This is a genomic window from Chitinophaga dinghuensis (assembly GCF_003259435.1).
In the GTDB taxonomy this organism is placed as follows: Bacteria; Bacteroidota; Bacteroidia; order Chitinophagales; family Chitinophagaceae; genus Chitinophaga; species Chitinophaga dinghuensis.
The window spans coordinates 527,953-553,230 of sequence record NZ_QLMA01000002.1 but is presented as its reverse complement, the minus strand read 5'-3'; the positions used below and the strand labels follow the sequence as shown (position 1 = coordinate 553,230).

Below are 25,278 nucleotides of genomic sequence, written 5' to 3'. Positions count from 1 at the left end.
TATGTGCATTATTATTTTACTTATGCTCTTCTGGCATCATCAGTTTATTCATCGCCATCATCTGCTTCATCACTTGTTCCATGCCTTCTGCAGATCCATCCAGGAATATCACGTTCCCTTTACCGTTTTCTGCAAAGTTCTTGATGGCTTCTGTCCACATAGAGAAGAGGATCACAGAAGTATCCAGGTTGGCTTGTTGCATTTCTTTAGCAGCGAGACTCATACCTTTAGCCACTTCTTCGCGGAATAAAGCCACACCCATACCGCGCAACTGAGCGGCCTGACGTTCTGCTTCCGCAGCGATTTTTATGGCATTACCTTCTGCTTCTGCCGCTTTGGTTTTAGTAATCAGCAACGCCTGTCCTTCGTTTTCAGCAGCCGCTTTCAGGTTATTGGAAGATACTACCTGCGCCATGGATTTCATAATCGCATCATCGAAAGTGATATCGTTCATCTGCAAATCCTGCAAATGATATCCCCAGTCTTCCAGGGTAACATCAATCTGCTCTTTTACGTGTTCTGTAATATCGCGGCGAAGTCCTAATACTTCTGATTGTCTTTTAGTAGCAACAAATCCGCGGATAGAACCTTCAATGGTACGTACCAGCGCCTGCATGAAACTACGTTCATCCATAAATTTAAAAGCCACATTCTTAATGGTTTCTTCCTGTTGATTCCATACAGAATACAATAACATGGCTTTAAAATATACATTCGCCTGGTCAATGGTGATAGCCTGGAATTCCAGTTCCACAGATCTGTTCTGAATGGAGACTCTTTTAAATACCTTCTCAATTAAAGGAATTTTAAAATTCAGTCCAGGATGAAGTATACGGTTATACTTCCCGAAAATAGTGGTAACAGCAATGGTACCCTGCTGTACAGCTACAAAACAGGATAAGATAACTAATAATACCAGTACCACAAGTACAATACTTACTGCTTGCATAACAATTATGTTTAGGTAGGGTTATGATCCCTAAATATAATAAATAAAACTTTCCCGCCAGGTAGGAATAAGGGCGGGTTACACAGGGTTATCAAGAGGGTTGTTTGTATATGAAGACAAACAATGGATGAAACTGAGCTTAAAAACACAACGAATGAAAATTGTAAAAAGCTAGTCAGATCCTCTGTTTTCTCCTGAAGTATATGAATACATCGTCTAATTCAATTTGTTTCAATTGATATGCAAGCCGGGTTCTCAGATCTTCTGTTTCATCCTTAATTCTCCTGTACTGATCCTTCAGAATTTCATAACGTGCTACAATCTCTTCAGACGTAGCAGATTGTTCCAGTTGCAAAATATAGAATGCTCGTTCCTCGGTTATCATAGTGATAGGGGGTGTTTCAGCCAATAATCATATTATGATGTTTAAAAAACATACATAATATTATTTTACTAAATTAGTGGAGATTCAAAAGCAAGCAAATACCCAACCTTGGGTATTTTTCGGTTTTTTTTAGCAAAGTTTAGCAAAAAATACCGGTCACTCAGGTTCTTAATCTCTGGTTTTCAGAAAATTACATCTTACATTAACTTTTTCTTGCAATTGTTGCAATTTTGCACTGCAAATAGGGCGCAGTTGTTATTTCAGCAAAAACCGATACTATTTTCACCTAATGATTCTTTAGAATCCAATTTTTCTGGCAAGGGAAACCAGCTCTGTACTATTCCTCACTTTTAGTTTCAATCGGATATTCTTTCTGTGCGTCTCAACTGTATAACGACTAAGGTTCAACGAACTGGCTATCTCTTTATTATTTAATCCCCGCACAGCCAGGGCCATTACATCTTTTTCACGAGCGGTTAACTTATTCAACAAGCTTTCATTCTGCCGGCGAAGGATTTCAGAAAGCGCATCAGTCAATGCTGCATTGGTGTCCATCGCGCCTGTCAGATCCAGAAAAGCGCAGATAATCTCTACAACTTCCCCACTGGCATTTTGCGTAAATGGCACTTCCAATCCCAACAACCAACGATATTCTGTTTCACCTTTCCGGCGAATACGGGCCATACCTCCAAACTGTCTGCGATTATTCCGGAAGGCCTGTTGGGCTACAGCGGCCAGTTTGAAATCTTCCGGATGCATGATGTTACTGAAAAATTCCATTCCCAGCCCAATCATCTCTGCTGGCGTGTAACCAAATGCTTCTGCCAATCCCTGATTACACCAGGTTATACTTTTCTTGTTATTATCATAGCTATATAGCATTGCAGGCACATGATGCAAGATACTTTCCAGCCATTGCACGCGATTCTTTAATTGATCATTCTCCTTCTGCAAGGCGGAGAGGGAAAAGTTTTGCCCTAAATCAGAGGCTGTCTGCATACTAAACGTTTTAAACAAACAATAGGTAACTCACAACTATCAGGCATACACGAAAATTGCCTGTTGTTACGTCCTGTTAAACCGAGTACGTAAATTTAAAATAAAAAATCATATGACCAAGCCTATCAGGCTCCTGGGTTATCCATAATATCTATTAAATCGATGTGACTATCGAAATTCTTAATTGATTTTTAGCCAGATAGGCAGTAAATTTGGCGACTATCTCGAAAAAAATATTATAAACCCATAAAAAACAGAATTATGGCATTCACACTTCCGAGCTTACCTTACGCCACTGATGCGTTAGAACCACATATCGACAAACTGACTATGGAAATCCACCATGGTAAGCACCACCAGGCTTATGTTGACAATCTGAACAAGGCTGTTGCCGGTACAGAAAATGAAAATAAATCCCTGGAAGAGCTGGTTGCCAATGCTGGTAAAATCAGCCCTGCTGTTAGAAACAACGGCGGCGGTCACTGGAACCACAGCTTCTTCTGGACTATCATCGCTCCTAACGCTGGTGGCCAACCTACTGGTAAAGTAGCAGACGCTATCAACAGCGCTTTCGGTTCTTTCGATGCCTTCAAAGAAAAATTCAACGCTGCCGGCGCTACACGCTTCGGTTCAGGTTGGGCATGGCTGATCGTAAAAGACGGCAAACTGGAAGTTACCTCTACTCCTAACCAAGATAACCCACTGATGGATGTTGCCGAAGTAAAAGGTACTCCAATCCTCGGCGTAGACGTGTGGGAACACGCTTACTACCTGAAATACCAGAACCGCCGCCCAGAATACCTGGCCGCTTTCTGGAACGTGGTTGACTGGAAAGCAGTTGAAGCTCGCTTCGAAAAAGCTTAATCACCTTTTCCAAATAAAAATCCTCCTGGTATTCCACCTGGAGGATTTTTTTATTTTATCTTGAGCCTCCAGACAAATCCTTTTCATGCAACATCAACCTGCCCGTAATTCCAAACTCAGCAAATTACGCCGGCTACTGAAAAACTTTACGCCGGACAACCTGAGATACAGCGAATTCTCCTTTGCCCAGGAAGGAGAAGATATGATCCTCCGCAGATTCGTCGGCAAGAAAACAGATGGCTTCTTCGTCGATATCGGCGCACACCACCCTATCCGATTCTCCAATACTTATCGCTTCTACCTCGATGGATGGCGCGGTATCAATGTGGACGCAATGCCTGGCAGTATGCTGCCATTCCAAAAAAAACGCCCCAGAGATATCAACCTGGAAGTTCCTGTGTCCGATAAAAAAGAAGTACTCAAGTTCTATATCTTCAACGAACCTGCCCTCAACACTTTCAGCGAAAAAGAAGCACGGGCTAAAGATGGCAAAAACAACTATAAAATCACCGATGTAAAAGAACTGCAAACCGTCACCCTGGAAGATATTCTCCATGAACATCTCCCCGCCGGCCAACAGATCGACTTTATGTCCGTTGATGTGGAAGGACTCGACCTCCAGGTATTACAATCCAATAACTGGGAAAAATATCGCCCGGAATATTTACTGGTGGAGGATTTGATGAGTGATGTGTCCGACTCCCTGGAAGGACCACTCTATAAATTCCTGCAATCAAAAGATTATAAACTGGTAGCAAGATCCTACAATACCGCCTTCTACCACGATAATAGAAAATAACACAATAAAAAGGGCTGACGTCGCGCCAGCCCTTTTACTTTATTTCAACTCTTTTACCTTCACATTCTTAAACCAAATCTCACTACCATGATCCTGTAAGGCAATCTTCCCTTTCTTCGTCATGCCATAACCCTTCGCATCCTTCCATTTACCAGTCTCCTTGTTCTTCTTCCACTCAGGACTACCCATCGTATATTCCGCTGTTTTTTGTCCGTTCAACCAATGCTCCACATGCCCTTTGTTGACAATAATCTTGGTATGATTCCATTCCCCGATTGGATTGGAAGCAGCCACCAACGGTGGATTCATCGCGTAGTTGGCGCCGGTTTTCTGCCAGTCTTCCAACTTCTCCGGAAAGTTCTTATCATCAATGATCTGATATTCAGGCCCACTCAGATAAGGCGCTTCAAACTCTTCAGAAACCAAATACATAATACCGCTGTTTCCTTTAGGAGCAAGCTTCCAGTCTGCATTCAGCTCAAAATTATCATAGCTGCTATCTGATGTCAGATCAGCACGTTTATCACTTTTATCGGTAGCGCTGCCCAAACAATGAAGTAATCCCTTTTCTGCCACCCAGGTATCAGTAGTTTTGCCTTTGTAGCCATGCCAGCCATCTTTGCTGCTGCCATTGAATAAGAGCTTCCATCCGTCTGCTTTTTCGGCATCAGACAAAACGTTGTCTGTATCAGCGGCGATTTCTTTGATGGCCACGGCAGTATCAACTTTCACCACTTCTTTGGTTGTACTCTGACCATTGTTGCAGGAGGTAGCCGCAATAGCTACGACAGATAATACAGGTATAATCAGTTTTTTCATGTTCAGTTATTTTATCAGCTTACTACTTTAAGATTTGTTGGGTCCCACTGTATTATTTTATTCGAGAAGTAACTATCGTTACAAAGCAATGCAGGTGCGGCTGCACGGAAACCAAATAACGGATCTTCCGCTACGGTTCCTTTGTTACGCATCGCATTGAAAAGATTATAGAAGTGATCGAAGTGTGCTCCTTTATAACCTTGTTCTGCCTCATAAATCAGCTTATCCGGCGGCAGCATCGACTTACGGTCATACACATACGATTTTCCGGAATTACCACCGTTATTTTTTGCAGCAGTCAACGGATCATTGGCATCTACTTCGTTCCTGTTTTTGTACAATGTTACCTTATCCCACTCTACCGTCATAGAACCTTCACTGCCCACCATTCTGAGGTAGTTTGTGCCGCCAGTACCGTCTACGAAATTGACACGCAGGGAAAGATTGAAAGCCGGATGAACAGCTGTCTCCGGATAATCAAACATACCTAACATAATGTCTGGTACTTCTCTTCCATCTTTCCAATAACGCAACCCGCCAGTAGCCATTACTTTATTAGGGCCAATGGAATTAGTAACGAAATGTAAGCTGGAAAACAAATGCACAAACAGATCTCCGGAGACGCCTGTACCGTAATCACGGTAGTTACGCCAACGGAAAAAGCGCAGTGGATCGAAATCGCGCTTAGGCGCATTCTTCAGATAGGCATCCCAGTCTACCGTTTTCGTGGAAGCATCAGCAGGAATAGGATACTGCCATGCGCCGGTAGGCGACATACGCGCCCAGAATCCTTCCGCATAGTTAAGATGCCCGATAGCGCCTTCTTTCAGCAACTGTCTGGCCTTCTCATTTCCCAGAGAACTCATCCCCTGGCTACCTACCTGGTATACCACGTTGTTGCGCTTTTGCGCATCCACTACTGCCGGGCCTTCCGTGATATCATGTACCATCGGTTTTTCACAGTAAACAGATTTCCCTTTGTTCATAGCGGCTACAGAAATATCCTTATGCCAGAAATCAGGTACTGCGATGATGACCGCATCAATATCCTTGCGGTCAAGAATTTCATTGTAGTTACGCGTGGTGAAGATGTCGTTGCCCCATTTCTTTTTGGCATCGGCGAGGCGACCATCGTACAGATCGCATGCAGCAACGAGTTTTACACCAGGAACAGTGATAGCGGTGTTGGCATCTGCGGTACCCATACCGCCTGCGCCAATCAATGCAATCTGGATGTGATCGTTTGCGCTGTACTTTTCGTTTAGTCGTGAGAGTGATTGAATGTTCCGCTGTTTATCAGCAGCCGTGAGGATAGTTGGCAGCATAGATGCCCCTACCACTCCTTTGGCAAATTTGCTGATAAAATTCCGGCGGGAGTTTTCGTTGGAATTTACTGGCATGCTTACCCTTTTAGGTGATAAAATGATGATTGGTTAATATAATCACAATAAAGGAATAATGCAAAATAGCGGGACAAATGGCGGAACACGTTAGTGCCAAACGGCCTTGCCCGAATGGCAGAGACTACAAGAAATAAAAAAGCAAACGATGGACATCTGCGACGTCCATCGTTTGCTTTTTTATTTCTTTAGAAGAATTTTATCTGTTAGTTCGCTGTGGAAGCAGATAATATCTTTTTGTAAGAAGGCTGATTCAGCAACAGACTGATAGCCTTATTTACTTCATTATCAGCTGTCAGACTTTTCGCAATGCGACCTTCCTGCATATAGTAACGATTCACGATTTCTTCTTCCAGCAAGCGTTTGATCTCTTCTTTATTTTTCAGGAGATCCTGCTTTTTATCGTGCTTCAGTTTTTGTTCCAATACTTCCAGGTCTTTGGATACTGCATCATAATATTTTTCTTTACGCGCAGTAGTTTTGAAGGATTCCAAAGCGTCTTCACTACGGGTTTTATAACTGTAGTCTTTGTTGTCCAGGAAGTGTTCAAATTCATTGAATTCCTGGTCTGTCAGGCTGAAATTGGCAGCAGTAGCTATTTTCGGATGGCTGTAATAGTATTGTGTAGCGTAATCGAAGATATATTGTTTACGTAACAGGGAGACAGCCACCTGACTGAGATACGTTGGGTCCACTTTCGCATCGGGTTCGATTCCTCCCCCATCTTTCACCACGCGACCGCCAGCGGTTTTAAAGGATTTGCGCAGGGAGTCTGCCACAAAATCTACACTGCCATCTTCATTGCGGTGCGAGTAATCAATTGCCTGAATACAACGTCCGCTGGGCGTGTAATACTTTGCCGTAGTAACTTTCAGCTTGGCATTGTAAGGCAGCGGACGGGTAGTTTGTACGAGTCCTTTTCCGTAGGAACGCTGGCCTACAATGATGCCTCTGTCGAGGTCCTGGATAGATCCGGCCACAATTTCGGATGCAGAAGCAGAAGAATGATTGGTCAGTACTGCCAACGGTATATGATCATCGGCAGGAGCACCGCTGGTTTCATAAGAGCGATCCCAGTTTTTCACTTTTCCGCGGGTACTAACGATCTGTTTATTTTTATCAACGAAGGTATTGGCAACGATAACCGCTTCATCGAGGAGGCCGCCCGGGTTGCCACGAAGGTCCAGGATAACGCCTTTCATGGAAGGGTTCTGTTGTTTCAGTTGTTCAAATGCTTTCCGGACCATGTTCCCACTATTTTCGGTGAACTGGGTCATTTTGATATATCCTATATCGTTTTTAACGAAGCCGGAGTAAGACACGGCTTTAACGTTGATTTCCTGGCGTACTATTCTTTTGGTAGCAACGGCATTGGTAACTGGATTTCTGAAAGCGATATCCAGTGGTGTTCCCGGGGTTCCTTTCAGCATTCTGCTGATGCTGTCCTGGGGAATATTTTTCAGGGAGCGGCCGTCCATGGTTTCCAGGATATCTCCTGGTTTCACGTTGGCTTTATCCATTGGACTGCCGGGGTATACGTCGGTGATGCAGGTCCAGTCTCCATTGGTAGTAATGGAGGCGCCTACGCCGCCGTATTTTCCGGTGGCCATATACTTGAGTTCATCCAGATTATCTTCTGCGATGAAGTCGGTATACGGGTCCGTATCATCCAATATCGCTTCCATGCCTTTACGGATGGTTTTTTCGGGCGGCAAATCATCCACGTAGTAAGTATCCAGTTCGTGGTAGAAAGCGGCGAAAAGGTCCAGGTTTTTGGCTATTAGGAAGTATTTATTGTTTTCGTCGAAGGCGAAGATGCCGGTGGCAGTGATCAGCAGGGCCAGGAGGCCGCCGATAATTTTCTTTTTTCTGGTAAAGAAGTTACCCATACAATATCGTCGAAAGATGAAAAAATGAACGTTGGCAGGTTATGGCACTGGGTCATAACCATGGCCACCCCAGGGATGGCAAGACAAGATACGTTTTATGGTGAGATAGCCGCCTTTGAAGAGGCCATATTTTTTGAAGGCTTCCAGTCCGTAATGGGAACAGGAGGGCGTATAACGGCATTTAGCTCCCAGCCATGGGGAGATGAGCCATTGATATAGTTTGATGAGGAATATAAAGGGATAACTCAACCAACGCACTACACGGATCATAATCAAGAATTATCGAAATTAAGAATGAGTGGCAGTTGGGGGAGCAGGGGGCTCACCGGTGGCTGCCAATTTCTTTAAAATTACCGAAATTTTGCCTTGAATGGTGGAAAAGGGTGCGATATTTTTATCAGTATAAATGAGGAAGACAGCCAGCTTTCGGGACTGAATGCTGAGCTTGTCATGTAGTTCCTGCTTTTGCAGGCGCCAAGCCTCGCGGGAGAGACGTTTCACCCGGTTGCGGTCTGTTGCCCTTGGGAATTTACGGTTAGACACGCTAAAACCCACCTGAATAGGAAATCTATTCACCGGCAGATCATCCACCGGCATATAGACTACCCTGTAGGGAAAAACAGAAAACGCTTTTCCTTCCCGAAAAAGCGTTTCAATAAGTTTTCTGCTTTTTAACCTTTCTTCCTTTTTAAAAGAATAAGTTTTTATGGCAAATAGTATTTATCTACTAATTATTTCAGCTTACGCTCGTCAGAAACAGTCAGCTTCTTACGACCTTTAGCCCTACGGGATGCCAGTACCTTACGGCCATTAGCAGTTTCCATTCTCTTTCTGAAGCCGTGAACGCTCTTTCTGCGTCTGTTATGCGGTTGAAAAGTACGTTTCATTTCTTTTATTTGTTTTTACCTGTACTATACTAAAACCTCCCGTAATGGGAAACTGTTTTTTAAAACGGAAGGCAAAGGTAGCAGTTTTTTTTGAAAAGTGAAAATTTTAGCCAGAAAATAAAAAATGGAATGTGGATAAATACCACATTCCATTCTTAATATGCTAATAATCAACTATTTAATGCCCATTTTAGTTTTTACTGCAGCGAGGATATCATCGCCAGCAGGAGAAACCAGCAGCATACCGTTGCTGTTGTCGATTACATAACCGTAACCTTTTTCTTTAGCTACATCTTCGATGGCTTTACGCGCTTTATCGTAGATAGGTTTCAGCAGCTGAGCTTGTTTGTCCTGGATTTTTTGCTGAGAAGCCTCGCTATAATCCTGGATACGTTTCTGGATATCTTGCAGGTCTTTACCTTTGATTTCTCTTACGTTTTCAGTCATGCTAGCAGCTTTATCATTGAATTCCTGCAGCTTTTTCTGATACTCATCGTACATCGCTTTACCATCCCCTTCGAGGCTTTTTGCGAATGTCTGCAATTCAGTTTCTGCCTTAGCAGTTTCAGGCATAGCCGTCACCAGCGCCTGAGCGTTGATATGCGCTATTTTGGACTGTGCCTTTGCATTTACGCTGAACAAACCGGCTACTGCCACAAAAGCAATAATTACGAACTTCTTCATGATGTTGTCTGTGTTTAAAAAAATTTTAATACTTATAGTTAAAAAATAGGTGCCAGTTATTTCTTTACGCCCAGTGATTTTAATATCTCATCACTTTTATCCAGTTTCGGATCGGAGAATATCACAGTTGCTCCTCCGGATTTGTCCAGCACGAAATCATACATTCTGCCGGCAGCCAGTTTTTGCACTGCATTATAAATCTTATCCTGAATAGGTTTTACTAATTCCTCTCTTTTCTTAAAAAGATCTCCTTCATAACCAAAACGCTTCTTCTGGAGGTCTTTGGCATCCTTTTCCTTCGCCACGATTTCATCTTCCCGCTTATGTTTCAGTTCCTCAGTAAGCATCACCTGCTCCGCCTGATACGACTTATACATCTTATCCACTTCCTGGAATTTCGCATCAATTTCTTTCTGCCATTGATCAGCAATAGCGTCCAGTTTCTTCTGCGATTCCTTGTACTCAGGAATACTTTCGAGAATATATTTTGTATCTATCACACAATAGCGTTGCGCACTTGCACCCCACGCTGCTGCCAGGATAAAGGCAGCGGTAATAAATAGTTTTTTCATGCTACAATGGATTTTTGACTTTCCTGTTTTTGACCAGTTAATTCCTGCAATATATAATTTATTTTCACATTATTCAGGTTCGAAGCCGAGCATAAAGGTAAACTTAGCGGCGTTCTTCAGACCCTGACCTGGCTGCAGTCTGTCAAATCCTATACCATAATCAAACCCAAGCAAACCAAACATCGGCAGATAGAAGCGCATACCCAAACCAGCAGAGCGACGCAGCCTGAAAGGATTGTAATCCTGAATATCGCGATAACCATTCGCCGCCTCAACAAAAGCCAAACCAAAGATGGTGGAGCTAGGGTTCAGACTAAATGGATAACGCAGCTCCATCACATACTTGTTGAATACAGTAAATCCTTCATAACCTGCAGGTTGTCCGCTTTCCGGATTCACACTTGGATTAGAGGTATAATAAACCGGATAACCTCTCTGGGAGATGATATCACGATCGTAGATAGCAAAGTTACTCAGACCATCTCCACCCAGCTCAAAACGACCGAATGGCGACAGGGTAGTACGGTTGTTGTAGCGACCAATATAACCAAACTTAGCAGCCACTTTCAGTACGAACTGTTTGTTATCGCTACCCATTGGCTTACTCAAAGGCACATACCATTCTGCGTTAAAGCGATACTTCTGGTACTCGATAAATTTAAACTGTTCCGCAATAGGCTCCGCCTGATAATTCCTGTCTGGACTAAACAAAGAATAAGGAGGCGTGAACTGTCCGGACAACATGAAGTTGGAACCACTACGTGGGAAGATCTGCTGATCCACAGAAGAACGCGCCAAGGTCAGTTTCAGGTTGACGTTGTTCGCATTACCAGTAGAGAAACCAGGAATACCAAAGTAGTTATAGTTCTTCAGTCTGTACTGCTGATAGTTCACAGAATAAATCAGAGAGAAATAGTCATCTGGCCATTTCAATTGTTTACCCAGAGATACGGACGCACCCAATACGCGGAAACTTCCGTTTGGAGAAGTAGTGGTATCGTTATAAAGACGTTTGTAATAATCATTGTAAGCATAAGGATTCTGGTAGCTGCTATAGAAGCTCACAGAAAACTGGTTTCTTTTCTTACCACCCAGCCAAGGCTCAGTGAAAGAGAAGTTATAAGAACGGTATGCCTTACCATTGGAAGATACGCGGATAGACAGTTTCTGACCATCGCCACTTGGTAAAGGATCCCAAGTCTCTTTCTTAAAGATATTACGTAAAGAGAAGTTGTTGAAGGTAACACCTAAGGTACCGGTCAGACCGATATAACCACCCCAACCTGCGGAGAGCTCCAGCTGGTCGTTTGCTTTCTCTTCCACGGTATAGTCGATATCCACAGTACCATCCTGTACGTTAGGCACTGGGTTCATACCAATTTTTTCCGGGTTGAAGAAACCAAGGTTGGCAATCTCACGGTTAGAACGAATCAGATCCTGACGGGAGAATTTCTCACCTGGAATCGTACGCAGCTCACGACGAATTACGTGTTCGTTGGTTTTTTCGTTACCAGCAATACGTACTTCTTTAATGGTTGCCTGCGGACCTTCGCGCAAACGGATCTCATAATCGATGGTATCGCCGTGGATCGCTGTTTCAACCGGATCAATCTGGAAGAACAGATAACCATAGTCCATGTAAGCACCGGTGATATCGCCGCCTTCCTGAGACATTTGTTTACCTAATCTCTTTTCCAGCAGTTCCAGGTTATAGATATCTCCTTTCTTGATACCCAACATGCGGGTCAGCAGAGAATCGGAATATCTTACGTTACCTTTCCAGGTAATATCCCCGAAATAATATTTTTTACCTTCAGAAACCTGTATTTCTACATTCAGGTTCTTGCTGGCATTGTTATAAGTAGTATCCTTTACGATCAACGCATCCCTGAAACCGTTCTTGTTATAGTAAGCGATGATCTTACCTTTATCTTCAATGTATTTGGCTTCATTGAATTTGGCAGAACTGAACAGTTTGAAGCGGAAATAAGGATCCAACTTTTCCAGTGACCTGGTAGGCTGAAGGAATCCGTAGGTTTGCCAGAAATTATCTGACTCCGGGATAGAATCCTTATAAATTACCTTGGTATCAGGATGCAGCGTGATGCGGGTCATCTCATGTGTCCCTTTCATACGCTTTTTCAGCCTGTTGTCGGCAATATTATAGTTATCAACGATATTGATTTCGCTTACGCGGGTCTTGTTGCCTTTATCAATCGTAAAAACGATAATGGCGCTATTTACCGCTCCGCTGTCAATGCGTTGGTCTACCTTTACAGTTGCGTTGCCGAAGCCTTTATCAGCATAAAATTTATGAACGACCCCGATCACGTTTTGTTTAACGCCTTCACTGAGTACGTTTCCTTTGCGGAGACCAGCTTTACCGGAGATCTCATCTGCTTCAGATTTTTTGATGCCTCTGAAGGAGAAACTACCGATACGTGGCATTTCCACGAGTTCTATTTCCAGCCAGATTTTACCATCTTCGATTTTGGTCACATTGATGCCACCGCCAGCAAACAGTCGCTGAGACCAGAGGTTTTGCAGCGCTTTCGCAAACTGATCACCGCCAGGGTATACGATCTTATCCCCCACATTGAGGCCGGACAGAGACAGCAGCAATGATTTGTCGAGGTATTGTGTACCGGCAATTGTGATATCTGCAATCTCATACTGTTGCGGTGTACCCACATTGCTGGGAAATTCAACTGGTGGATTAGCAGGAGTTGGAGTTGGTGGAACGGTATCTCTCTGCTGAGCAGATACACGCATTCCCGCGCCACAACATAATGCTATAGCCAACAGGCCCTTAGGAAATAATTTCTTCATTCTGCTGAATTTGTTCGCTTGTTTTGCCAAAACGCCTTTCTCTGGTTTGGTAATTTAAGATGGCTTCGTAAAGATTCTCATTGCGGAAGTCCGGCCAACGGGTATCTGTAAAATACAGTTCCGCATAAGCCAACTGGTATAAAAGGAAATTACTGATCCGGCATTCTCCACTGGTACGGATCATCAGTTCCGGATCAGGTAATCCGGCAGTACAGAGATATTTCTCGAACACTTCGGCAGTAACCGTTGCCGGATCCAGAATACCTTTTTGTGCATCAGCTGCAATTTTTTGGGCCGCATTCACAATTTCCCACCTGGCGCTATAGCTAAGGGCCATGATCAGGTTCAGACCGGTGTTATGGCTGGTAAGCGCTATCGCCTCCTCCATTTCCTGCCGGGCCTGGGCTGGCAACATCGCCAGATCTCCAATCACATTCAGCCTGATATTATTTTTAGAGAGGGTATTCACTTCCCTGCGGATAGTGTTTACCAACAATTCCATGATGCCATTTACTTCATAAACTGGTCGGTCCCAGTTTTCGGTAGAAAAAGCGTATAGGGTAAGATAGCCTATTCCTAGTTCTGCACAGGCTTCAACTATATTCCGCACACTTTCTACTCCTTCATGATGCCCATACAGCCTGTCTTGTCCCCTCTCTTTTGCCCAACGACCATTACCGTCCATAATAATGGCGATATGTTTCGGTAGCCGTTGTAAGTCCAATTTATCCTTCAAACTCATTTGTGTCAGGCGTATTATAACAAATTATACAGATTTACTAAAAGTGTGCAAAGATACAAAAATAGAGTAATGACTTTTTTGGCCAAACACGGCAGGGGGTTTTAACGTAGTTTTAACAGCGAAGTCAACACCAGCGGGCATTTTCAGCTTTTCGCAGGTATTGTTCGGCTGTTTAACGGGAAACTTAGTCTGCCGGTAGAAAGCCCGGCAAAGGTATCTAAAATTTACAGTGGTAGGAGGTAAATAATATGCTTATCGAGAGTTCAATGGTTAAGTATTGGTCTTTATCCCTGCTATTCCCACGCTGGCGGCCCTGTACGCCGATCGGAGTACCCATCGCCCCCGACCTGTCCTGCAACTGGTAAGCCACACTTGGCTGCCCATTTATTGCCGGCGGAAACGCAGAAGGCCCCGCATAAGTCGTACTCACATCATCCAAATAATCCGTCCCCGTATACCTATACACCGCCTCTATGGCCACATTCACTTTTTTTGATATATTATACTTGAAGCCCCCGCCAATCAACCAGGCATAAGACAATAAACTATACGGCTTCCGGTCCGGGTATAAAGAACTTCCCTGCCCCTCCGTATGTAACGGCTGCAGGTAATATTTCTTCCCATCCAGGTAAGCGTAAGGATTAAAGTGAAACCCGCTGATCCCACCCGTAAAATAAGGCGAGAAACGCTTATCCAGCGAGCCTGGCTCAAACCGGAAAAAGTTGAAATCCCCTTGTAAGGCCAGTTCGTATAAATCGGTATTAAAACTCAGATTACGCCTGCGCTCAAATTCATTTTTATTATAGGCATCAGAATAACCCAGCTGCATAAACCGGGCATGCAACCGCACCCCGATATAATCGTTCATGTATTTCCGGTAGTAGATACCCACCGAAGGCTTAGGCGTTTTCAAGGCAAACCTCGTATTCAGATCTCCGAAATATTGCGCTCCCCCCACTGATACCCCCAACTCTCCTATATATTCCAGCTCATTCTGCGCTACCACTGTGTCGGACAGTAACAACCCTGCCGCTAACAGCACCGCAAATACGAAGTTTCCAGGATAAAAAAATGTTTTCAGCATAAATCAGTTATACTTAAACGCTACAATGCAGGATTTATTTAATATGTGACGGAGGAATTTTTTGTCGCCGGTTATATTTTAATCATATTCCGGGCGTCAATACCCCATAATAGCTTATTACGCAGGGTATGCAGGAAATTACTATCGTCCAGTCGTAACAGACTCAGTTTAAAAGTCTCTTTACGTATGGCCAGCTGGATATGGTTATCTATCGTTTCCATTCTGGAATCAAGGGTACATAGAAACTGATCGCTGCGACCTTCTACTTCAAAAGAAATCACATTATTATCAGGAACAATGATAGGCCTTACATTCAGATTATGCGGGGCTACAGGGGTGATTACAAAGTTGCCGGCATCAGGGAATACAATCGGACCACCACAACTCAAAGAATAGCCGGTGGAGCCGGTAGGGGTAGATACAATCAAGCCATCCGCCCAATAGGTATTGAGAAACTCTCCGTTCAGATAAGTATGAATCTTCACCATGGCGGAGGTATCCTTCTTGTGAATGGTGAACTCATTCAGTGCATAGGGAATCTCGCCGAACAGCGGAATATTCGCATCCAGATGTAAGAGACTACGCTGATCTACCACATAGGTGCGATGCAACAACGCCTGCACCAGGGTATGAATCTCTTCTTTACCAATACTGGCCAGGAATCCGAGACGCCCGAAATTGATCCCGATCACCGGAATATTCGTATCCCGGACATAGCAAACAGTGTCCAGCAGGGTACCATCCCCACCCAGACTAATCAGAAATTCAATTCGACCAGGTAATTCTTCTGCGCGGGAAAACACTTCCGGAGGGGTCTCAAAAGGGATATGCTGCTGCAGGGTCCGGTAGAATGGTTCGTAGATAATCGCCGAAATTTCTGCGCGATGCAGTTCATCCAGCAATAATCGGATGTTTGAAATGTCTTCAGTAATAAAACCACGGCTATAAAGTGCTACCTGCATACCTGTTAACTTTACATATCTATACTCGTGTGTAAAAATAGTCCTTTTTGGCCTAACTGGTTAACACTGTACTCTATACGCAGACAAGTATCATAGAATGAAACGATATCCAGTCCTGCTCCTCCGGTATATAACATCCGGTTATTTAAATCTCCGTTTCCAGGGAATTTGGAATAAGTGTAACCGGTGTCTCCATAAATTTTCACAAATATGCGCAGGGGTACGGCACTGAATTTCTTGGGTACTACTGGTAGCCTGAAACGCGTGGAAAGCACTTCCTGGCGCAGGGTACTCTTAATTATTCCAAAGCAGGTACCATCAATAACATAATATTCCAGCCCCCGCAAATAATCGTCTGAATACCCCATTGCCTGCCGGTTGATATAGGGCTGTTCTGCCCCAAATTTGAACTGACTACGGAGACCAAGTGCAAAGTAGGTTTTCGAATATAACTGCCAGTATTTAGCTGCATTCAGGCGGATACGCACATCACTGATGTCATTCAGTCCGGCAAATCCACGTTTCCCAATTTCTCCCAGCAAGTGGATACCTCTGAGCGGATATTGCCAGCTATCTGCTTTGGTATAGGTCACATGATACACCAGGTCCAGGAACTGGGCGCGGGTACGACCATTTCCCAGGTAATTTGGGTTGATGAGTGCCACGGAATCAGCCACTTTCTCATAATTATACGTCAAGGTTACCTGGTGCCGGGTATTAATCCCGGGGCGATAACTATACGTCAGCCCAACATTGTACACTTGTCTCACAAAATTATCCTGGCGGAAAAACAATTGCTTATTGAAGGAAGTACTGTCATTTACTTCCCGGTTCCGACTGTAAGAAAACAATATTCCCAGTCCATGCCGGTATCTTTTATCGATATAAGGCACACTGTACTGGAAGGCTAGTTTTTGTGTATAACCAAATTGGATAGCGCCATAAAGGTTGTCGTTACGGCCGGTGAGATTGCTCTGCGTCCCTTTCACGCCAATATTGACGCGACTCAGACTATGTTTCTTTTCCACCCACCACTGGTTGAAATTACGGTCTGCCAGCTTGAGTATCGGCACCGCGATGGTATACCATCTCTCCCAGACATCAAAAGTCAGGTCCGCTTCTTCTCCCTCCCAGTTAACAACATTGGCGGTAACATTAAGGAAAAGAGAGGTATTGAGGAGTTGTTTACGATTTTCTTCGAGGGTTTCAGCCAGATTATTTAGGTAGATGGTATCTCCGGGAACTACATTTAGTTCTCTTAAAATGATAGAGGTACGTGTTTTTTTATTCCCTGTAACGTGAATATGCCCTACAATAAGATAACCGCCTTTTTTAGAAGTGGTGATACTAGTATCCTGAGCTGCCACTGGCAACACATCCCCAAGCAGGCACAATATGACCAGCATAAAACAGCAGCGTCTCAGCATGTAGGCTCAAGCGTTAATGAAGAAAACCAAATATAACGATTTGACAATGGAAATTACATGCCGATATAATTCATCAGCAAATCATAATTCTTTTTAACGAGATCTTCTTCCTGTACTTCGGAAAAGAGATATTTGATGGTGTAGTTAAAGCGCTCGAAAGTGGCTACCAGGGCTTGTAAATCGAGGCGATTGGTTTTAAGCTGTACTTCCAGCCGACCCGTCTGGGGATCGGTATAGGTTTGTACGCTAAGAAGGCTCACATCATTGGATTCGGCAATGCGGGCAATTTCGCTGAGACTGTAATCACGGGCGTCCATGTCCAGTGCGATGAGGCCACCAGGGTCTTTCACGGCATTGAACTGCGCCAGGGCAGCCAGCAGCGTATCTTTGGTAATCAGTCCAAGGTAGTCATTATCCTTATTGACTACTGGCAGGACAGATAATTTGTATTCGTAAAATAGTTTGAGGGCTTCGAGATGGTGAGCCTGTTCAGGAATTGCCGGCTTGACGCCATTAATGGCGGCTGATTCCAGGAGAATTTCCGGATCGTCCCAATCGAGGACGTTATCTTCTTCCAGGAGTGCAGCATACTTGCCATCTATTACCAGTGGGAGTTGCGTCAGATGAAACTCGTTCATCAACCGCAATGCCTCAGCACCTGAATCTGTTTGATGCAGGACGGGTATGGTGGTGGATATGAGTTCTTTGGCAATCATCGTCGTGTATTCTTACTACAATAATAACAAAGAAAATCCCAACAGAAAAAGAAATTCCATGAACAGGCTGTAAATGCCTTACTGCATTATGCTAACAGCGTTACGCTATTCAGTACCAATTAGTTGGCAGATTAGTTCTGGAGGCTCACTAAAAACTTGTGAAGAATTTCATTGAATTCACCAGGAACTTCCATCATAGGAGCATGCCCACACTTGTCGATAAATTCGAGTTGAGAGTTCGGGATGAGTTTTTGGAATTCCTCTGCTACCATTGGCGGGGTGATAGTATCATTCTTACCCCATATCAGCATTGTAGGTTGTTGAATACTCTGCAGTTCTTCACCCAGGTTATGGCGGATAGCCGATTTAGCCAGGGTAATAATTTTAATTACCTTAAGTCGGTTATTCACGATCTCGAACATTTCGTCTACCAGTTCTTTGGTAGCTACTGCCGGATCATAGAAAGTAAGTTCTGCTTTCTTACGGATATATTCGTAATCGCCGCGTTTAGGATAGGTTTCGCCCATGCCGTTTTCGAACAGACCTGAGCTACCGGTAAGAATCAGGGATTTCGCAGGTGCTTCCGGATGTTTCAATAAATAAACGAGTGCTACATGGCCTCCGAGGGAATTCCCCAGCAGGTGAAAGTTGGTATATCCTCTGGCTTCGACAAATTTATGTACGAACTTAGCCAGGCCGCCAACAGATGTTTCCAGGATATTTAAATCATACAGGGGCAGCATAGGGATGACTACCTTATTATATTGCCTGAAATACTCAATCATGTGCGAGAAGTTACTCAACGCACCAAACAAGCCATGCAATAGTAACAACGGTTCTCCCTCACCTTCTTCTATAAAACTAAATTTACCCTGTGTTTTGATTTCGTAATCCATTGCCAAATCTTGAAAGTCAATTTTACGCTAAAATAAATCTTTTTATTAATCTAAATAATCTTTGCAGAGAGTCAACTAGATGGAATATGACGGGCTGCTCCATCAAAGAAAGCTTGCAACTGGGTAAATATATCTTTAAAAATTGGCAGGACCTTTCCGATATTATTCAATACCCATGGGCCTACTTTTTCAATATAGGGATATACTACAGACTGCAGCTTGGTTTCAGGACTCAGCCAGTACAGTTGGTTGGCAATCCACAACAAGACGCTGTAAATTATGATAAAAACCAGGCTGTACAATAAAATACCGCCTAATTTATTCAACCAACCTAATAAAACCATTTCTACCACTCTCTGCAGAGCGGTGGCTCCCAGTCTTACCAGCAACACCACCACGGTAAAGAGGCAAATATAACAAAGTACGGGCAGCCACATAAAATGTACATTCCAGTGGCGCTGCACATACAATGCCGTTGCTGAGCTGAGTTTAAGGGCTGCTGCCATCCCTAAAACCAGGCCTATTACGGAAAACACAGCTACAATAAGGCCCCGTGTATATCCTTTATAGACCGCAAAAACCATGAGGACAGCAAAAACTACATCTATAGGCATGCGTAAAACAACTGGCAGGCGCTGAGGCCTGCCAGATATATTATTTCAGTAATTCCTTTACCATAGCGGAAATAGCTTTCCCATCCGCCTTACCAGCCAGTTGCTTGGTAGCAGCGCCCATTACCTTGCCCATATCGGCAGGAGAAGCAGCGCCTACGCTTTTAATGATGTCTGCCAGTGCAGTACGCAGCTCAGCTTCATCCATTTGTTTCGGCAGGAAACGCTCAATCACTACCAGTTCCTCTTCTTCTTTCACAGCGAGGTCCTGACGGTTCTGCTGCTGGAAGATTTCCAGGGAATCGCGGCGTTGTTTAGCCAGTTTTTGCAGGAGTTTGGTCTCATCTGCTTCGGTCAGTTCTCCGGTGCTGCCCTCTGCTGTTTTGGCCAGCAGGATGGCCGCCTTGATGGCGCGAAGCGCACGAAGATCCGCTTCTTTCTTACCCAGCATCGCAGTTTTAATCTCTGCGTTGATGTTCAGTTCTAATGACATATGGTTAAGTTTAATGGATTATTTAGTTTCTGCGGCTTGTTTCTCCTGGAATTTCTTGAAGAAATCGCGGGCAAATGTTCTCAGTTCCTCTCCCTGATCTTTGTATTGAGTAGCTCTCACATAAGTATCGGCCATGGTCATCATGGTCTGGAAAAAGAAATCGGCCATTTCGTCTACCATCATGTCTTTTGTCCACAGATCAATACGCAGGGCTGCTCTTTCTGCCGGGTCCCAGAAGGATATCATCATCGCTTTGGCTTTCACCATGCGCTCTTCTTTATTATCTGTTGCACTCCACTGAATGGACTCCGGAATCTTATTCTCGTCCAGGCCAACCTGGATCTGTATGGTAGATGTTGTACTCATGATTCTAAAATTAAGGTCACAAAAATAGGCATCATTTAGGGATTTTGCGGCATTGGCCCCGTCATTGCCTGCCAGAGCTCCTCTGCTGCCCTTTCCCAACTGTTGAATGCCCTGCTTGCTGGTATTTTGGATAATAACAAGGATCGGAGCTGCTCATCTTTATAAATCCGGCTCATTTTTTCTGTGAGATCGTCCAGATTGGAGGGATCTGAATACAGGGCCGAGTCGGCGCCCGCTTCCCTCCCAGCCTTGCCATCTATTGCAATCACTGGTACCTGGCACTGTTGGGCTGCATACACCGGTAATGCCAATCCATCCATACGAACGGGATAAATCATAGCATATGCCCCGCCAGTCAACCGGGCCAGCGTCTCTATATCTGCATCCGGTATCCATATGACATCATTTCGGAATTTGTAAGACGGCATAGCATCTACTATCTCCTGTCCTGCTGGCGTAGCGGACCCGGCCAGTACCAGCTTGATACTGGACAGCTGCCTGCGTTTCAAGGCGGAAAAGGCTTTGAATACAGGCATTATATTATTACGGGGATGGATACTCGCAGTAACGAGGAAATATTCCGAGCCATTGGCAAACTCACGTTTCACCGCTTCCCGGTCATCCCATTCCAGCGACTTATACTGATCGCTCAGGCCAATATCCAGCTGACATAATTTTTTCGCTACGGAGGGGGCATAATCCAGAAGCTCTTCCCGGGTGGTTTCAGATAAAATCGCGATGCTGCGGGCTTTCCACAGGTAATCCATCGTATTTTTCTTCAACTGTTTCTGCTGATTGGGCGATTGTAATCCGGCATCGAGCAGGAAAGAGAGATCCCTGATCAAAATGGTTGACGGTAGTTTACTACGCAACGGCAATGTGCCATCCAATCCAAGATACATATCCGGCTTGAATGCCTTCATTGCTCTGGGAAGCTGCCATTCCAGCCACCAGTACAAATGCCAGGCTCTATTACCTCTCAAAGGCAATACCACTGGCGTAACATTCGGCGGAAACTCCATTCCCGCGGGAATATCCCCGTCAAAAAAGAAAGTAAACTGGTGCTCCGGCTGTTGCCGGCAAAGGGTAAATATAATCTGAGTGGCTACCGCACCTGTATCTGCAGGAAGATCCCTGCGCAGGCAAGCAGCATTAACAGCAATTTGCATAAAAGGATATCTTGGTCTGCCAGCCTGCAAACCTAACTCATTTTTCCGTTTTGATACGAATAGCTTACAGCGGCTTCTTGTTTGTAATGTAGAAAATTTTTGGACTGGCTGTATTAGATGTGTTACTCAAAGAGGCCACGTTCACCGTTACCTTATAGGTTTTGAGCTCTTTCAAATGACTCAATGTCACGCTATATAACGCTGTTTTGCTGTCAGGTACTGCTGATTGATCCAACCCCACTCCCGCAGGATCAGATACCACATTCAATTTAGTCCCTACTCCTCCCTGCGGCAATTTGGAGGTTACCTTGATCTGAAAGGTAAAGGTACTGTCCAATGCCTGGTTATAAGCGCCTTCTTCTACTCCCTGAAAACTATACACTAAGGCTTCTTCCTGTGTGGAAGGCTGCGCATCTGTGCCATTATTCTTTTTCTTGCAGGATGTAAGTCCAACTATCGTAAGCAGTAAAAAAGCGGGGAAGTAGGTTTTCAATAACATAACATTAGCGATATACGTAAAATTAGATTTTTTACACATGTAAATCAAATTTTACTTCTAACATCCAGCGCATCCCTAAGGCCATTCCCTAACAGATTGAAAGCCAATACCAGTAACATAATAGCCACGCCTGGCGCCAACGCTAAAGCGGGATTATGGGTGATAATAAAATTATAGTTCTCCTTAATCATTAAGCCCCAGGAAGGCTGCGGAGGTTGTACCCCTACTCCCAGAAAACTAAGTCCGGCCTCCACCACAATAGCCGTAGCAAAATTTCCCGCTGCCACCACCATGACCGGCCCCAGGATATTAGGAAGGATATGACGTACAATGATACGCGTATGACCATAACCCAATGCCCTGGCTGCTTCTACGAATTCCAGCTGTTTCAGGGAAAATATCTGTCCCCGGATAATCCGCGCTACGCCTACCCACATAGTCAGTCCCACCGCAATGAATACCTGCCAGAAACCCTTTCCCAAAGCTAATGTGAGTGCAAATACTACCAGCAAGGTGGGCATCGACCATACCACATTCACTAACCACATTACCAGATCATCTGTACGTCCGCCGAAATATCCGGCTACCGCTCCCAGGAAAACGCCTATCGTTAAGGATATGATTACTGCAATGATACCTACGCCCAGGCTAACACGGGTTCCTATTAACAACCTGCTGAGGATATCCCGGCCAAATTTGTCCGTTCCCAGCCAATAGGTATGTCTGAATAATTGTTGATCCTTTATTTCCTGCGCCAGTTCAGTCCAGGGGGCATGATCCGGGTTACTCACACCATATACGATTACATCCAGAGGATACCGTTCTGGTACAGCTGTTACTTCGTCTACATAATGCTGTACTAACAAAACAGAATCTTTGAACTCCCAGGAACGAACAGGAATCCAGGTATAGGCAGAAGGCCTGCCTGAAAGGAGACGCTGGAAAAAACCAGTAGGAGGAATGGTCTGATCTTTTCGTATAGCCAACATGTTTATACTGAATCCGGGATGCTGTCCTTCTACTTCCAGAACCATGCGATTGGCATCGGGAGTATCATCAGGAGCAATGAAATATGCGCCGATACTAACAAGTACGGAAATAATAACGATCGCCAGACCAGCCACAGCGCCTTTATTGCGCATCAGTCTATGTAATGAAGATTGCGGAGCAGACAATGTCGCGTGATTTTAATTTACCTGACGGCCCTTCCATTGATAAGTGCCAAACTTCCCCAGCCATCCGGCGATTACAATATAAGGAATATGAAATATCTGTCCGGGTATAAACCAAACCAGGAGCCCGCTTTTATTGAAGAAGCTCGCCACTGGCAACAGAAAATACAATTCCATAGTAATTTTAAACAGCAGCAAAATCAGAAGCCATGGCCAGAGTACAGGCATGAACAGGGCTGTTACAGCCATTCCCAATAAGCCCACATTAAAGAAGTACACCAGCATTAATACATAGGTAATACGCTTGTCTTCATATTTATCAGCCTTAGACGACCAGCGAATACGCTGATTCATAAAGCCTTTCAGGGTATCTACCGGTAACGTACGTACGATAACGTCTTCACTTTTCAGATACATCACTCCCTCCGGATATGCGTTGAAGATTTTGTACATCAACAGCATGTCATCTCCGGAAGCAATATTATCAATGCCTTTAAAGCCGCCTACATCATAAAAAGCATCTTTTTCATAGGCCAGGTTAGCGCCATTACACATGGTACCTGCCTGCAACTGGGCAGCAGCGCCAGTAATGCCCTGCATGGTCATGAAGTCGAGCGATTGCAGCGTCTTGAAGAAATTTGTCTCTTTATAAAAACTTACTGGAGCAGCAATGAATTTAGGACGTCTGTCTTCATAAAACTGAACAATCGTTTCTATCCATTTAGGCCCCATTACACAGTCTGCATCTGTGGTAACGATCAGCGAACCAGTCGCTTGCGATACCGCTATTTCAATTGCTTTCTTTTTATAGGAGTTCAGACGTTGTTGTTTATCGAGATGCTGGCTCATCTGCAGTAGATGGATATTTGCCGCACCGCAGTTGCGGACAATATCCGGTGTTTTATCTGTGGAAAAGTCATCTATTACAATCACTTCCAGCAAATGGGCAGGATATGTTTGTTGTTTCAGCGCATCCAGCAATGCGGGCAGGTTATCTTCCTCATCGCGGGCAGGAATGATAACGGTTACAGGGGTAGACAAAGTTTGGGGAACAGGAACAGTGAAGCTTTTCAGTCGCTTCCATCCCAGACTGTACCATAGCATCAGTATGCCATAGCCAAGGGCCAGCCCCACCATAATAAATAAGAAAAAATGCATTTCGGGTTTATAAATTTGATTTAATAACTAGCCCCAATTGTGTTGAAATCAACTGATGTCCTTTGTCCAGAATCAGTGTTTTACAGGGAAATGAACCATCCACAAACCGTTTCCCCAGTTCAGGGGGAATTACACGGTCATACTTCCCGAATATCAGGAGGGTATTAACGTTATATCGGGACAATAATTGTTTGCAAAGCTTTTTGTTCGGCATCATATGACGAAGAATCGTCCATACCTCATACACCTGTTTCCGTTTTTCAGGTTGATCCATGCGATGCAACACAAATTTGTAAATACTTTCATTCAGTAATCCCAGTTTGCGCCAAACCTTTATCAAAGAAAAGAAAAACTGCGGATGATACGTGTTGTATTTAAAAATTCTATTGCCGATGGAAGTCTGCGTGACAAACATATGCCATGGATTATTGCGCAGGCCATCACCTGCAACCATCATCAGGTTATCCAGTTTTTCCGCCATTTTCTCCACGGTACATAATGCCAGTCGCCCACCCATGCTATATCCTAGCAGTGAAAACCGGGTGAACTTATATTGCGTCATCAGTTCCTGAATAACGGCAGCAAGATCATTTTTCTCCAATCCTCTCTTTTCCTGCCACTCCGTCTTACCATGTAAGGGCATATCAATTGCGATAATGGTGAACTGGTGACCCAGTTCCTGTATCAACGGCCGGAAATGCATAGCCGACTCACCAAATCCATGCAGGCATACAAGCAACTGATTTCCATCGCCTTCAAGCGTATAATGGAAACGGCTGTTCATATATGGCAGATAAAGTTCAGACATAATCTAAGAGGGAACAATGATAAGCAAATTTACAGCTACTTCCGAATGTTAAGGACAAGCTAAGATTACTTTAAACCGCATTTATAATTCGCAAGTTTT

27 protein-coding genes are annotated in these 25,278 nt (G+C 44.2%); 2 read left to right on the top strand and 25 right to left on the bottom strand.

Going from position 1 to position 25,278, the window contains the following annotated elements; translation table 11 throughout:
• Positions 1–16: 16 nt before the first annotated feature.
• Both CLV59_RS07615 and CLV59_RS07605 read right to left on the bottom strand, forming a co-directional pair.
• The gene (locus tag CLV59_RS07615) at positions 17–949 is read right to left on the bottom strand and encodes an SPFH domain-containing protein (protein WP_111591415.1); all 933 of its coding nucleotides are present in this window, start codon (positions 947–949) and stop codon (positions 17–19) included.
• Positions 950–1,631: 682 nt separating this feature from the next.
• Complete coding sequence (locus CLV59_RS07605; protein ID WP_111591413.1) at positions 1,632–2,333, bottom strand: LuxR C-terminal-related transcriptional regulator; 702 nt, start codon at positions 2,331–2,333, stop codon at positions 1,632–1,634.
• A gap of 261 nt (positions 2,334–2,594) precedes the next feature.
• On the opposite strand from CLV59_RS07605, the gene CLV59_RS07600 reads away from it, so the two are divergent.
• Both CLV59_RS07600 and CLV59_RS07595 read left to right on the top strand, forming a co-directional pair.
• Complete coding sequence (locus CLV59_RS07600; RefSeq protein ID WP_111591412.1) at positions 2,595–3,197, top strand: superoxide dismutase; 603 nt, start codon at positions 2,595–2,597, stop codon at positions 3,195–3,197.
• An 85-nt stretch (positions 3,198–3,282) separates the two neighbouring features.
• Positions 3,283–3,996, top strand: a complete 714-nt coding sequence (locus tag CLV59_RS07595; protein WP_211323764.1) for an FkbM family methyltransferase — start codon at positions 3,283–3,285, stop codon at positions 3,994–3,996.
• 39 nt (positions 3,997–4,035) lie between these two features.
• On the opposite strand, the gene CLV59_RS07590 is transcribed toward CLV59_RS07595, so the two are convergent.
• The 23 genes from CLV59_RS07590 to CLV59_RS07480 form a co-directional block, all read right to left on the bottom strand.
• Positions 4,036–4,815, bottom strand: coding sequence for a 3-keto-disaccharide hydrolase (locus CLV59_RS07590; RefSeq protein ID WP_111591411.1), 780 nt, complete (start codon positions 4,813–4,815; stop codon positions 4,036–4,038).
• Positions 4,816–4,829: 14 nt separating this feature from the next.
• The gene (locus CLV59_RS07585) at positions 4,830–6,215 is read right to left on the bottom strand and encodes a Gfo/Idh/MocA family protein (protein WP_111591410.1); all 1,386 of its coding nucleotides are present in this window, start codon (positions 6,213–6,215) and stop codon (positions 4,830–4,832) included.
• A 206-nt stretch (positions 6,216–6,421) separates the two neighbouring features.
• Entirely contained in the window at positions 6,422–8,104 is a 1,683-nt protein-coding gene (locus tag CLV59_RS07580; RefSeq protein ID WP_111591409.1) for a S41 family peptidase, read from the bottom strand.
• Between the two features lie 39 nt (positions 8,105–8,143).
• A complete protein-coding gene (gene yidD / locus CLV59_RS07575; RefSeq protein ID WP_111591408.1) occupies positions 8,144–8,374 on the bottom strand; it encodes a membrane protein insertion efficiency factor YidD in 231 nt (76 codons plus the stop codon).
• 18 nt (positions 8,375–8,392) lie between these two features.
• Entirely contained in the window at positions 8,393–8,812 is a 420-nt protein-coding gene (locus CLV59_RS07570) for a ribonuclease P protein component (protein WP_111591407.1), read from the bottom strand.
• Between the two features lie 23 nt (positions 8,813–8,835).
• Complete coding sequence (gene rpmH, locus CLV59_RS07565; RefSeq protein ID WP_012788729.1) at positions 8,836–8,991, bottom strand: 50S ribosomal protein L34; 156 nt, start codon at positions 8,989–8,991, stop codon at positions 8,836–8,838.
• A 174-nt stretch (positions 8,992–9,165) separates the two neighbouring features.
• Positions 9,166–9,675, bottom strand: coding sequence for an OmpH family outer membrane protein (locus tag CLV59_RS07560; protein ID WP_111591406.1), 510 nt, complete (start codon positions 9,673–9,675; stop codon positions 9,166–9,168).
• 56 nt (positions 9,676–9,731) lie between these two features.
• Positions 9,732–10,247, bottom strand: coding sequence for an OmpH family outer membrane protein (locus CLV59_RS07555; protein ID WP_111591405.1), 516 nt, complete (start codon positions 10,245–10,247; stop codon positions 9,732–9,734).
• A 69-nt stretch (positions 10,248–10,316) separates the two neighbouring features.
• Complete coding sequence (locus tag CLV59_RS07550) at positions 10,317–13,076, bottom strand: BamA/OMP85 family outer membrane protein (protein WP_111591404.1); 2,760 nt, start codon at positions 13,074–13,076, stop codon at positions 10,317–10,319.
• Positions 13,057–13,818 carry an isoprenyl transferase gene (locus CLV59_RS07545; RefSeq protein ID WP_111591403.1) on the bottom strand — a complete coding sequence of 254 codons (762 nt, stop codon included), beginning with the start codon at positions 13,816–13,818 and terminating at the stop codon, positions 13,057–13,059. Before CLV59_RS07545 ends, CLV59_RS07550 begins: the two co-directional genes overlap by 20 nt.
• A 217-nt stretch (positions 13,819–14,035) precedes the next feature.
• A complete protein-coding gene (gene porG, locus CLV59_RS07540; protein WP_111591402.1) occupies positions 14,036–14,902 on the bottom strand; it encodes a type IX secretion system protein PorG in 867 nt (288 codons plus the stop codon).
• Between the two features lie 71 nt (positions 14,903–14,973).
• On the bottom strand, positions 14,974–15,864 hold the full coding sequence (locus CLV59_RS07535) for an NAD kinase (RefSeq protein ID WP_111591401.1): 891 nt from the start codon (positions 15,862–15,864) through the stop codon (positions 14,974–14,976).
• An 11-nt stretch (positions 15,865–15,875) separates the two neighbouring features.
• A complete protein-coding gene (locus CLV59_RS07530) occupies positions 15,876–17,291 on the bottom strand; it encodes a POTRA domain-containing protein (RefSeq protein ID WP_111591400.1) in 1,416 nt (471 codons plus the stop codon).
• Between the two features lie 53 nt (positions 17,292–17,344).
• Entirely contained in the window at positions 17,345–18,007 is a 663-nt protein-coding gene (locus tag CLV59_RS07525; protein WP_111591399.1) for a CBS domain-containing protein, read from the bottom strand.
• Positions 18,008–18,138: 131 nt separating this feature from the next.
• Positions 18,139–18,903, bottom strand: coding sequence for an alpha/beta fold hydrolase (locus CLV59_RS07520; protein ID WP_111591398.1), 765 nt, complete (start codon positions 18,901–18,903; stop codon positions 18,139–18,141).
• Between the two features lie 71 nt (positions 18,904–18,974).
• Positions 18,975–19,517, bottom strand: a complete 543-nt coding sequence (locus CLV59_RS07515; protein WP_111591397.1) for a CvpA family protein — start codon at positions 19,515–19,517, stop codon at positions 18,975–18,977.
• Between the two features lie 40 nt (positions 19,518–19,557).
• Entirely contained in the window at positions 19,558–20,007 is a 450-nt protein-coding gene (locus CLV59_RS07510) for a GatB/YqeY domain-containing protein (protein ID WP_111591396.1), read from the bottom strand.
• Between the two features lie 18 nt (positions 20,008–20,025).
• Positions 20,026–20,373, bottom strand: coding sequence for a gliding motility protein GldC (gldC, locus tag CLV59_RS07505; RefSeq protein WP_111591395.1), 348 nt, complete (start codon positions 20,371–20,373; stop codon positions 20,026–20,028).
• Between the two features lie 35 nt (positions 20,374–20,408).
• A complete protein-coding gene (locus tag CLV59_RS07500; RefSeq protein WP_146616143.1) occupies positions 20,409–21,542 on the bottom strand; it encodes a glycosyltransferase in 1,134 nt (377 codons plus the stop codon).
• 64 nt (positions 21,543–21,606) lie between these two features.
• Entirely contained in the window at positions 21,607–22,080 is a 474-nt protein-coding gene (locus CLV59_RS07495; RefSeq protein WP_111591393.1) for a hypothetical protein, read from the bottom strand.
• Positions 22,081–22,085: 5 nt separating this feature from the next.
• Complete coding sequence (locus CLV59_RS07490; RefSeq protein ID WP_245950826.1) at positions 22,086–23,216, bottom strand: ABC transporter permease; 1,131 nt, start codon at positions 23,214–23,216, stop codon at positions 22,086–22,088.
• 12 nt (positions 23,217–23,228) lie between these two features.
• Positions 23,229–24,371 carry a glycosyltransferase gene (locus CLV59_RS07485; RefSeq protein WP_111591392.1) on the bottom strand — a complete coding sequence of 381 codons (1,143 nt, stop codon included), beginning with the start codon at positions 24,369–24,371 and terminating at the stop codon, positions 23,229–23,231.
• Between the two features lie 7 nt (positions 24,372–24,378).
• On the bottom strand, positions 24,379–25,155 hold the full coding sequence (locus tag CLV59_RS07480) for an alpha/beta fold hydrolase (RefSeq protein ID WP_170137667.1): 777 nt from the start codon (positions 25,153–25,155) through the stop codon (positions 24,379–24,381).
• Positions 25,156–25,278: the final 123 nt, after the last annotated feature.

What these genes read in the sequence shown, in the direction of transcription:
- CLV59_RS07595 (WP_211323764.1), top strand. Translation starts at nt 3,283, where the DNA reads ATGCAACATCAACCTGCCCGTAATTCCAAACTCAGCAAATTACGCCGG.
- CLV59_RS07500 (WP_146616143.1), bottom strand. Translation starts at nt 21,542, where the DNA reads ATGCAAATTGCTGTTAATGCTGCTTGCCTGCGCAGGGATCTTCCTGCA.
- CLV59_RS07580 (WP_111591409.1), bottom strand. Translation starts at nt 8,104, where the DNA reads ATGGGTAACTTCTTTACCAGAAAAAAGAAAATTATCGGCGGCCTCCTG.
- gldC (WP_111591395.1), bottom strand. Translation starts at nt 20,373, where the DNA reads ATGAGTACAACATCTACCATACAGATCCAGGTTGGCCTGGACGAGAAT.
- CLV59_RS07485 (WP_111591392.1), bottom strand. Translation starts at nt 24,371, where the DNA reads ATGCATTTTTTCTTATTTATTATGGTGGGGCTGGCCCTTGGCTATGGC.
- CLV59_RS07600 (WP_111591412.1), top strand. Translation starts at nt 2,595, where the DNA reads ATGGCATTCACACTTCCGAGCTTACCTTACGCCACTGATGCGTTAGAA.
- yidD (WP_111591408.1), bottom strand. Translation starts at nt 8,374, where the DNA reads ATGATCCGTGTAGTGCGTTGGTTGAGTTATCCCTTTATATTCCTCATC.
- CLV59_RS07535 (WP_111591401.1), bottom strand. Translation starts at nt 15,864, where the DNA reads ATGCAGGTAGCACTTTATAGCCGTGGTTTTATTACTGAAGACATTTCA.
- CLV59_RS07545 (WP_111591403.1), bottom strand. Translation starts at nt 13,818, where the DNA reads ATGAGTTTGAAGGATAAATTGGACTTACAACGGCTACCGAAACATATC.
- CLV59_RS07525 (WP_111591399.1), bottom strand. Translation starts at nt 18,007, where the DNA reads ATGATTGCCAAAGAACTCATATCCACCACCATACCCGTCCTGCATCAA.
- CLV59_RS07605 (WP_111591413.1), bottom strand. Translation starts at nt 2,333, where the DNA reads ATGCAGACAGCCTCTGATTTAGGGCAAAACTTTTCCCTCTCCGCCTTG.
- CLV59_RS07585 (WP_111591410.1), bottom strand. Translation starts at nt 6,215, where the DNA reads ATGCCAGTAAATTCCAACGAAAACTCCCGCCGGAATTTTATCAGCAAA.
- CLV59_RS07550 (WP_111591404.1), bottom strand. Translation starts at nt 13,076, where the DNA reads ATGAAGAAATTATTTCCTAAGGGCCTGTTGGCTATAGCATTATGTTGT.
- porG (WP_111591402.1), bottom strand. Translation starts at nt 14,902, where the DNA reads ATGCTGAAAACATTTTTTTATCCTGGAAACTTCGTATTTGCGGTGCTG.
- CLV59_RS07560 (WP_111591406.1), bottom strand. Translation starts at nt 9,675, where the DNA reads ATGAAGAAGTTCGTAATTATTGCTTTTGTGGCAGTAGCCGGTTTGTTC.
- CLV59_RS07555 (WP_111591405.1), bottom strand. Translation starts at nt 10,247, where the DNA reads ATGAAAAAACTATTTATTACCGCTGCCTTTATCCTGGCAGCAGCGTGG.
- CLV59_RS07495 (WP_111591393.1), bottom strand. Translation starts at nt 22,080, where the DNA reads ATGTGTAAAAAATCTAATTTTACGTATATCGCTAATGTTATGTTATTG.
- CLV59_RS07480 (WP_170137667.1), bottom strand. Translation starts at nt 25,155, where the DNA reads ATGAACAGCCGTTTCCATTATACGCTTGAAGGCGATGGAAATCAGTTG.
- CLV59_RS07520 (WP_111591398.1), bottom strand. Translation starts at nt 18,903, where the DNA reads ATGGATTACGAAATCAAAACACAGGGTAAATTTAGTTTTATAGAAGAA.
- rpmH (WP_012788729.1), bottom strand. Translation starts at nt 8,991, where the DNA reads ATGAAACGTACTTTTCAACCGCATAACAGACGCAGAAAGAGCGTTCAC.
- CLV59_RS07530 (WP_111591400.1), bottom strand. Translation starts at nt 17,291, where the DNA reads ATGCTGAGACGCTGCTGTTTTATGCTGGTCATATTGTGCCTGCTTGGG.
- CLV59_RS07515 (WP_111591397.1), bottom strand. Translation starts at nt 19,517, where the DNA reads ATGCCTATAGATGTAGTTTTTGCTGTCCTCATGGTTTTTGCGGTCTAT.
- CLV59_RS07615 (WP_111591415.1), bottom strand. Translation starts at nt 949, where the DNA reads ATGCAAGCAGTAAGTATTGTACTTGTGGTACTGGTATTATTAGTTATC.
- CLV59_RS07510 (WP_111591396.1), bottom strand. Translation starts at nt 20,007, where the DNA reads ATGTCATTAGAACTGAACATCAACGCAGAGATTAAAACTGCGATGCTG.
- CLV59_RS07590 (WP_111591411.1), bottom strand. Translation starts at nt 4,815, where the DNA reads ATGAAAAAACTGATTATACCTGTATTATCTGTCGTAGCTATTGCGGCT.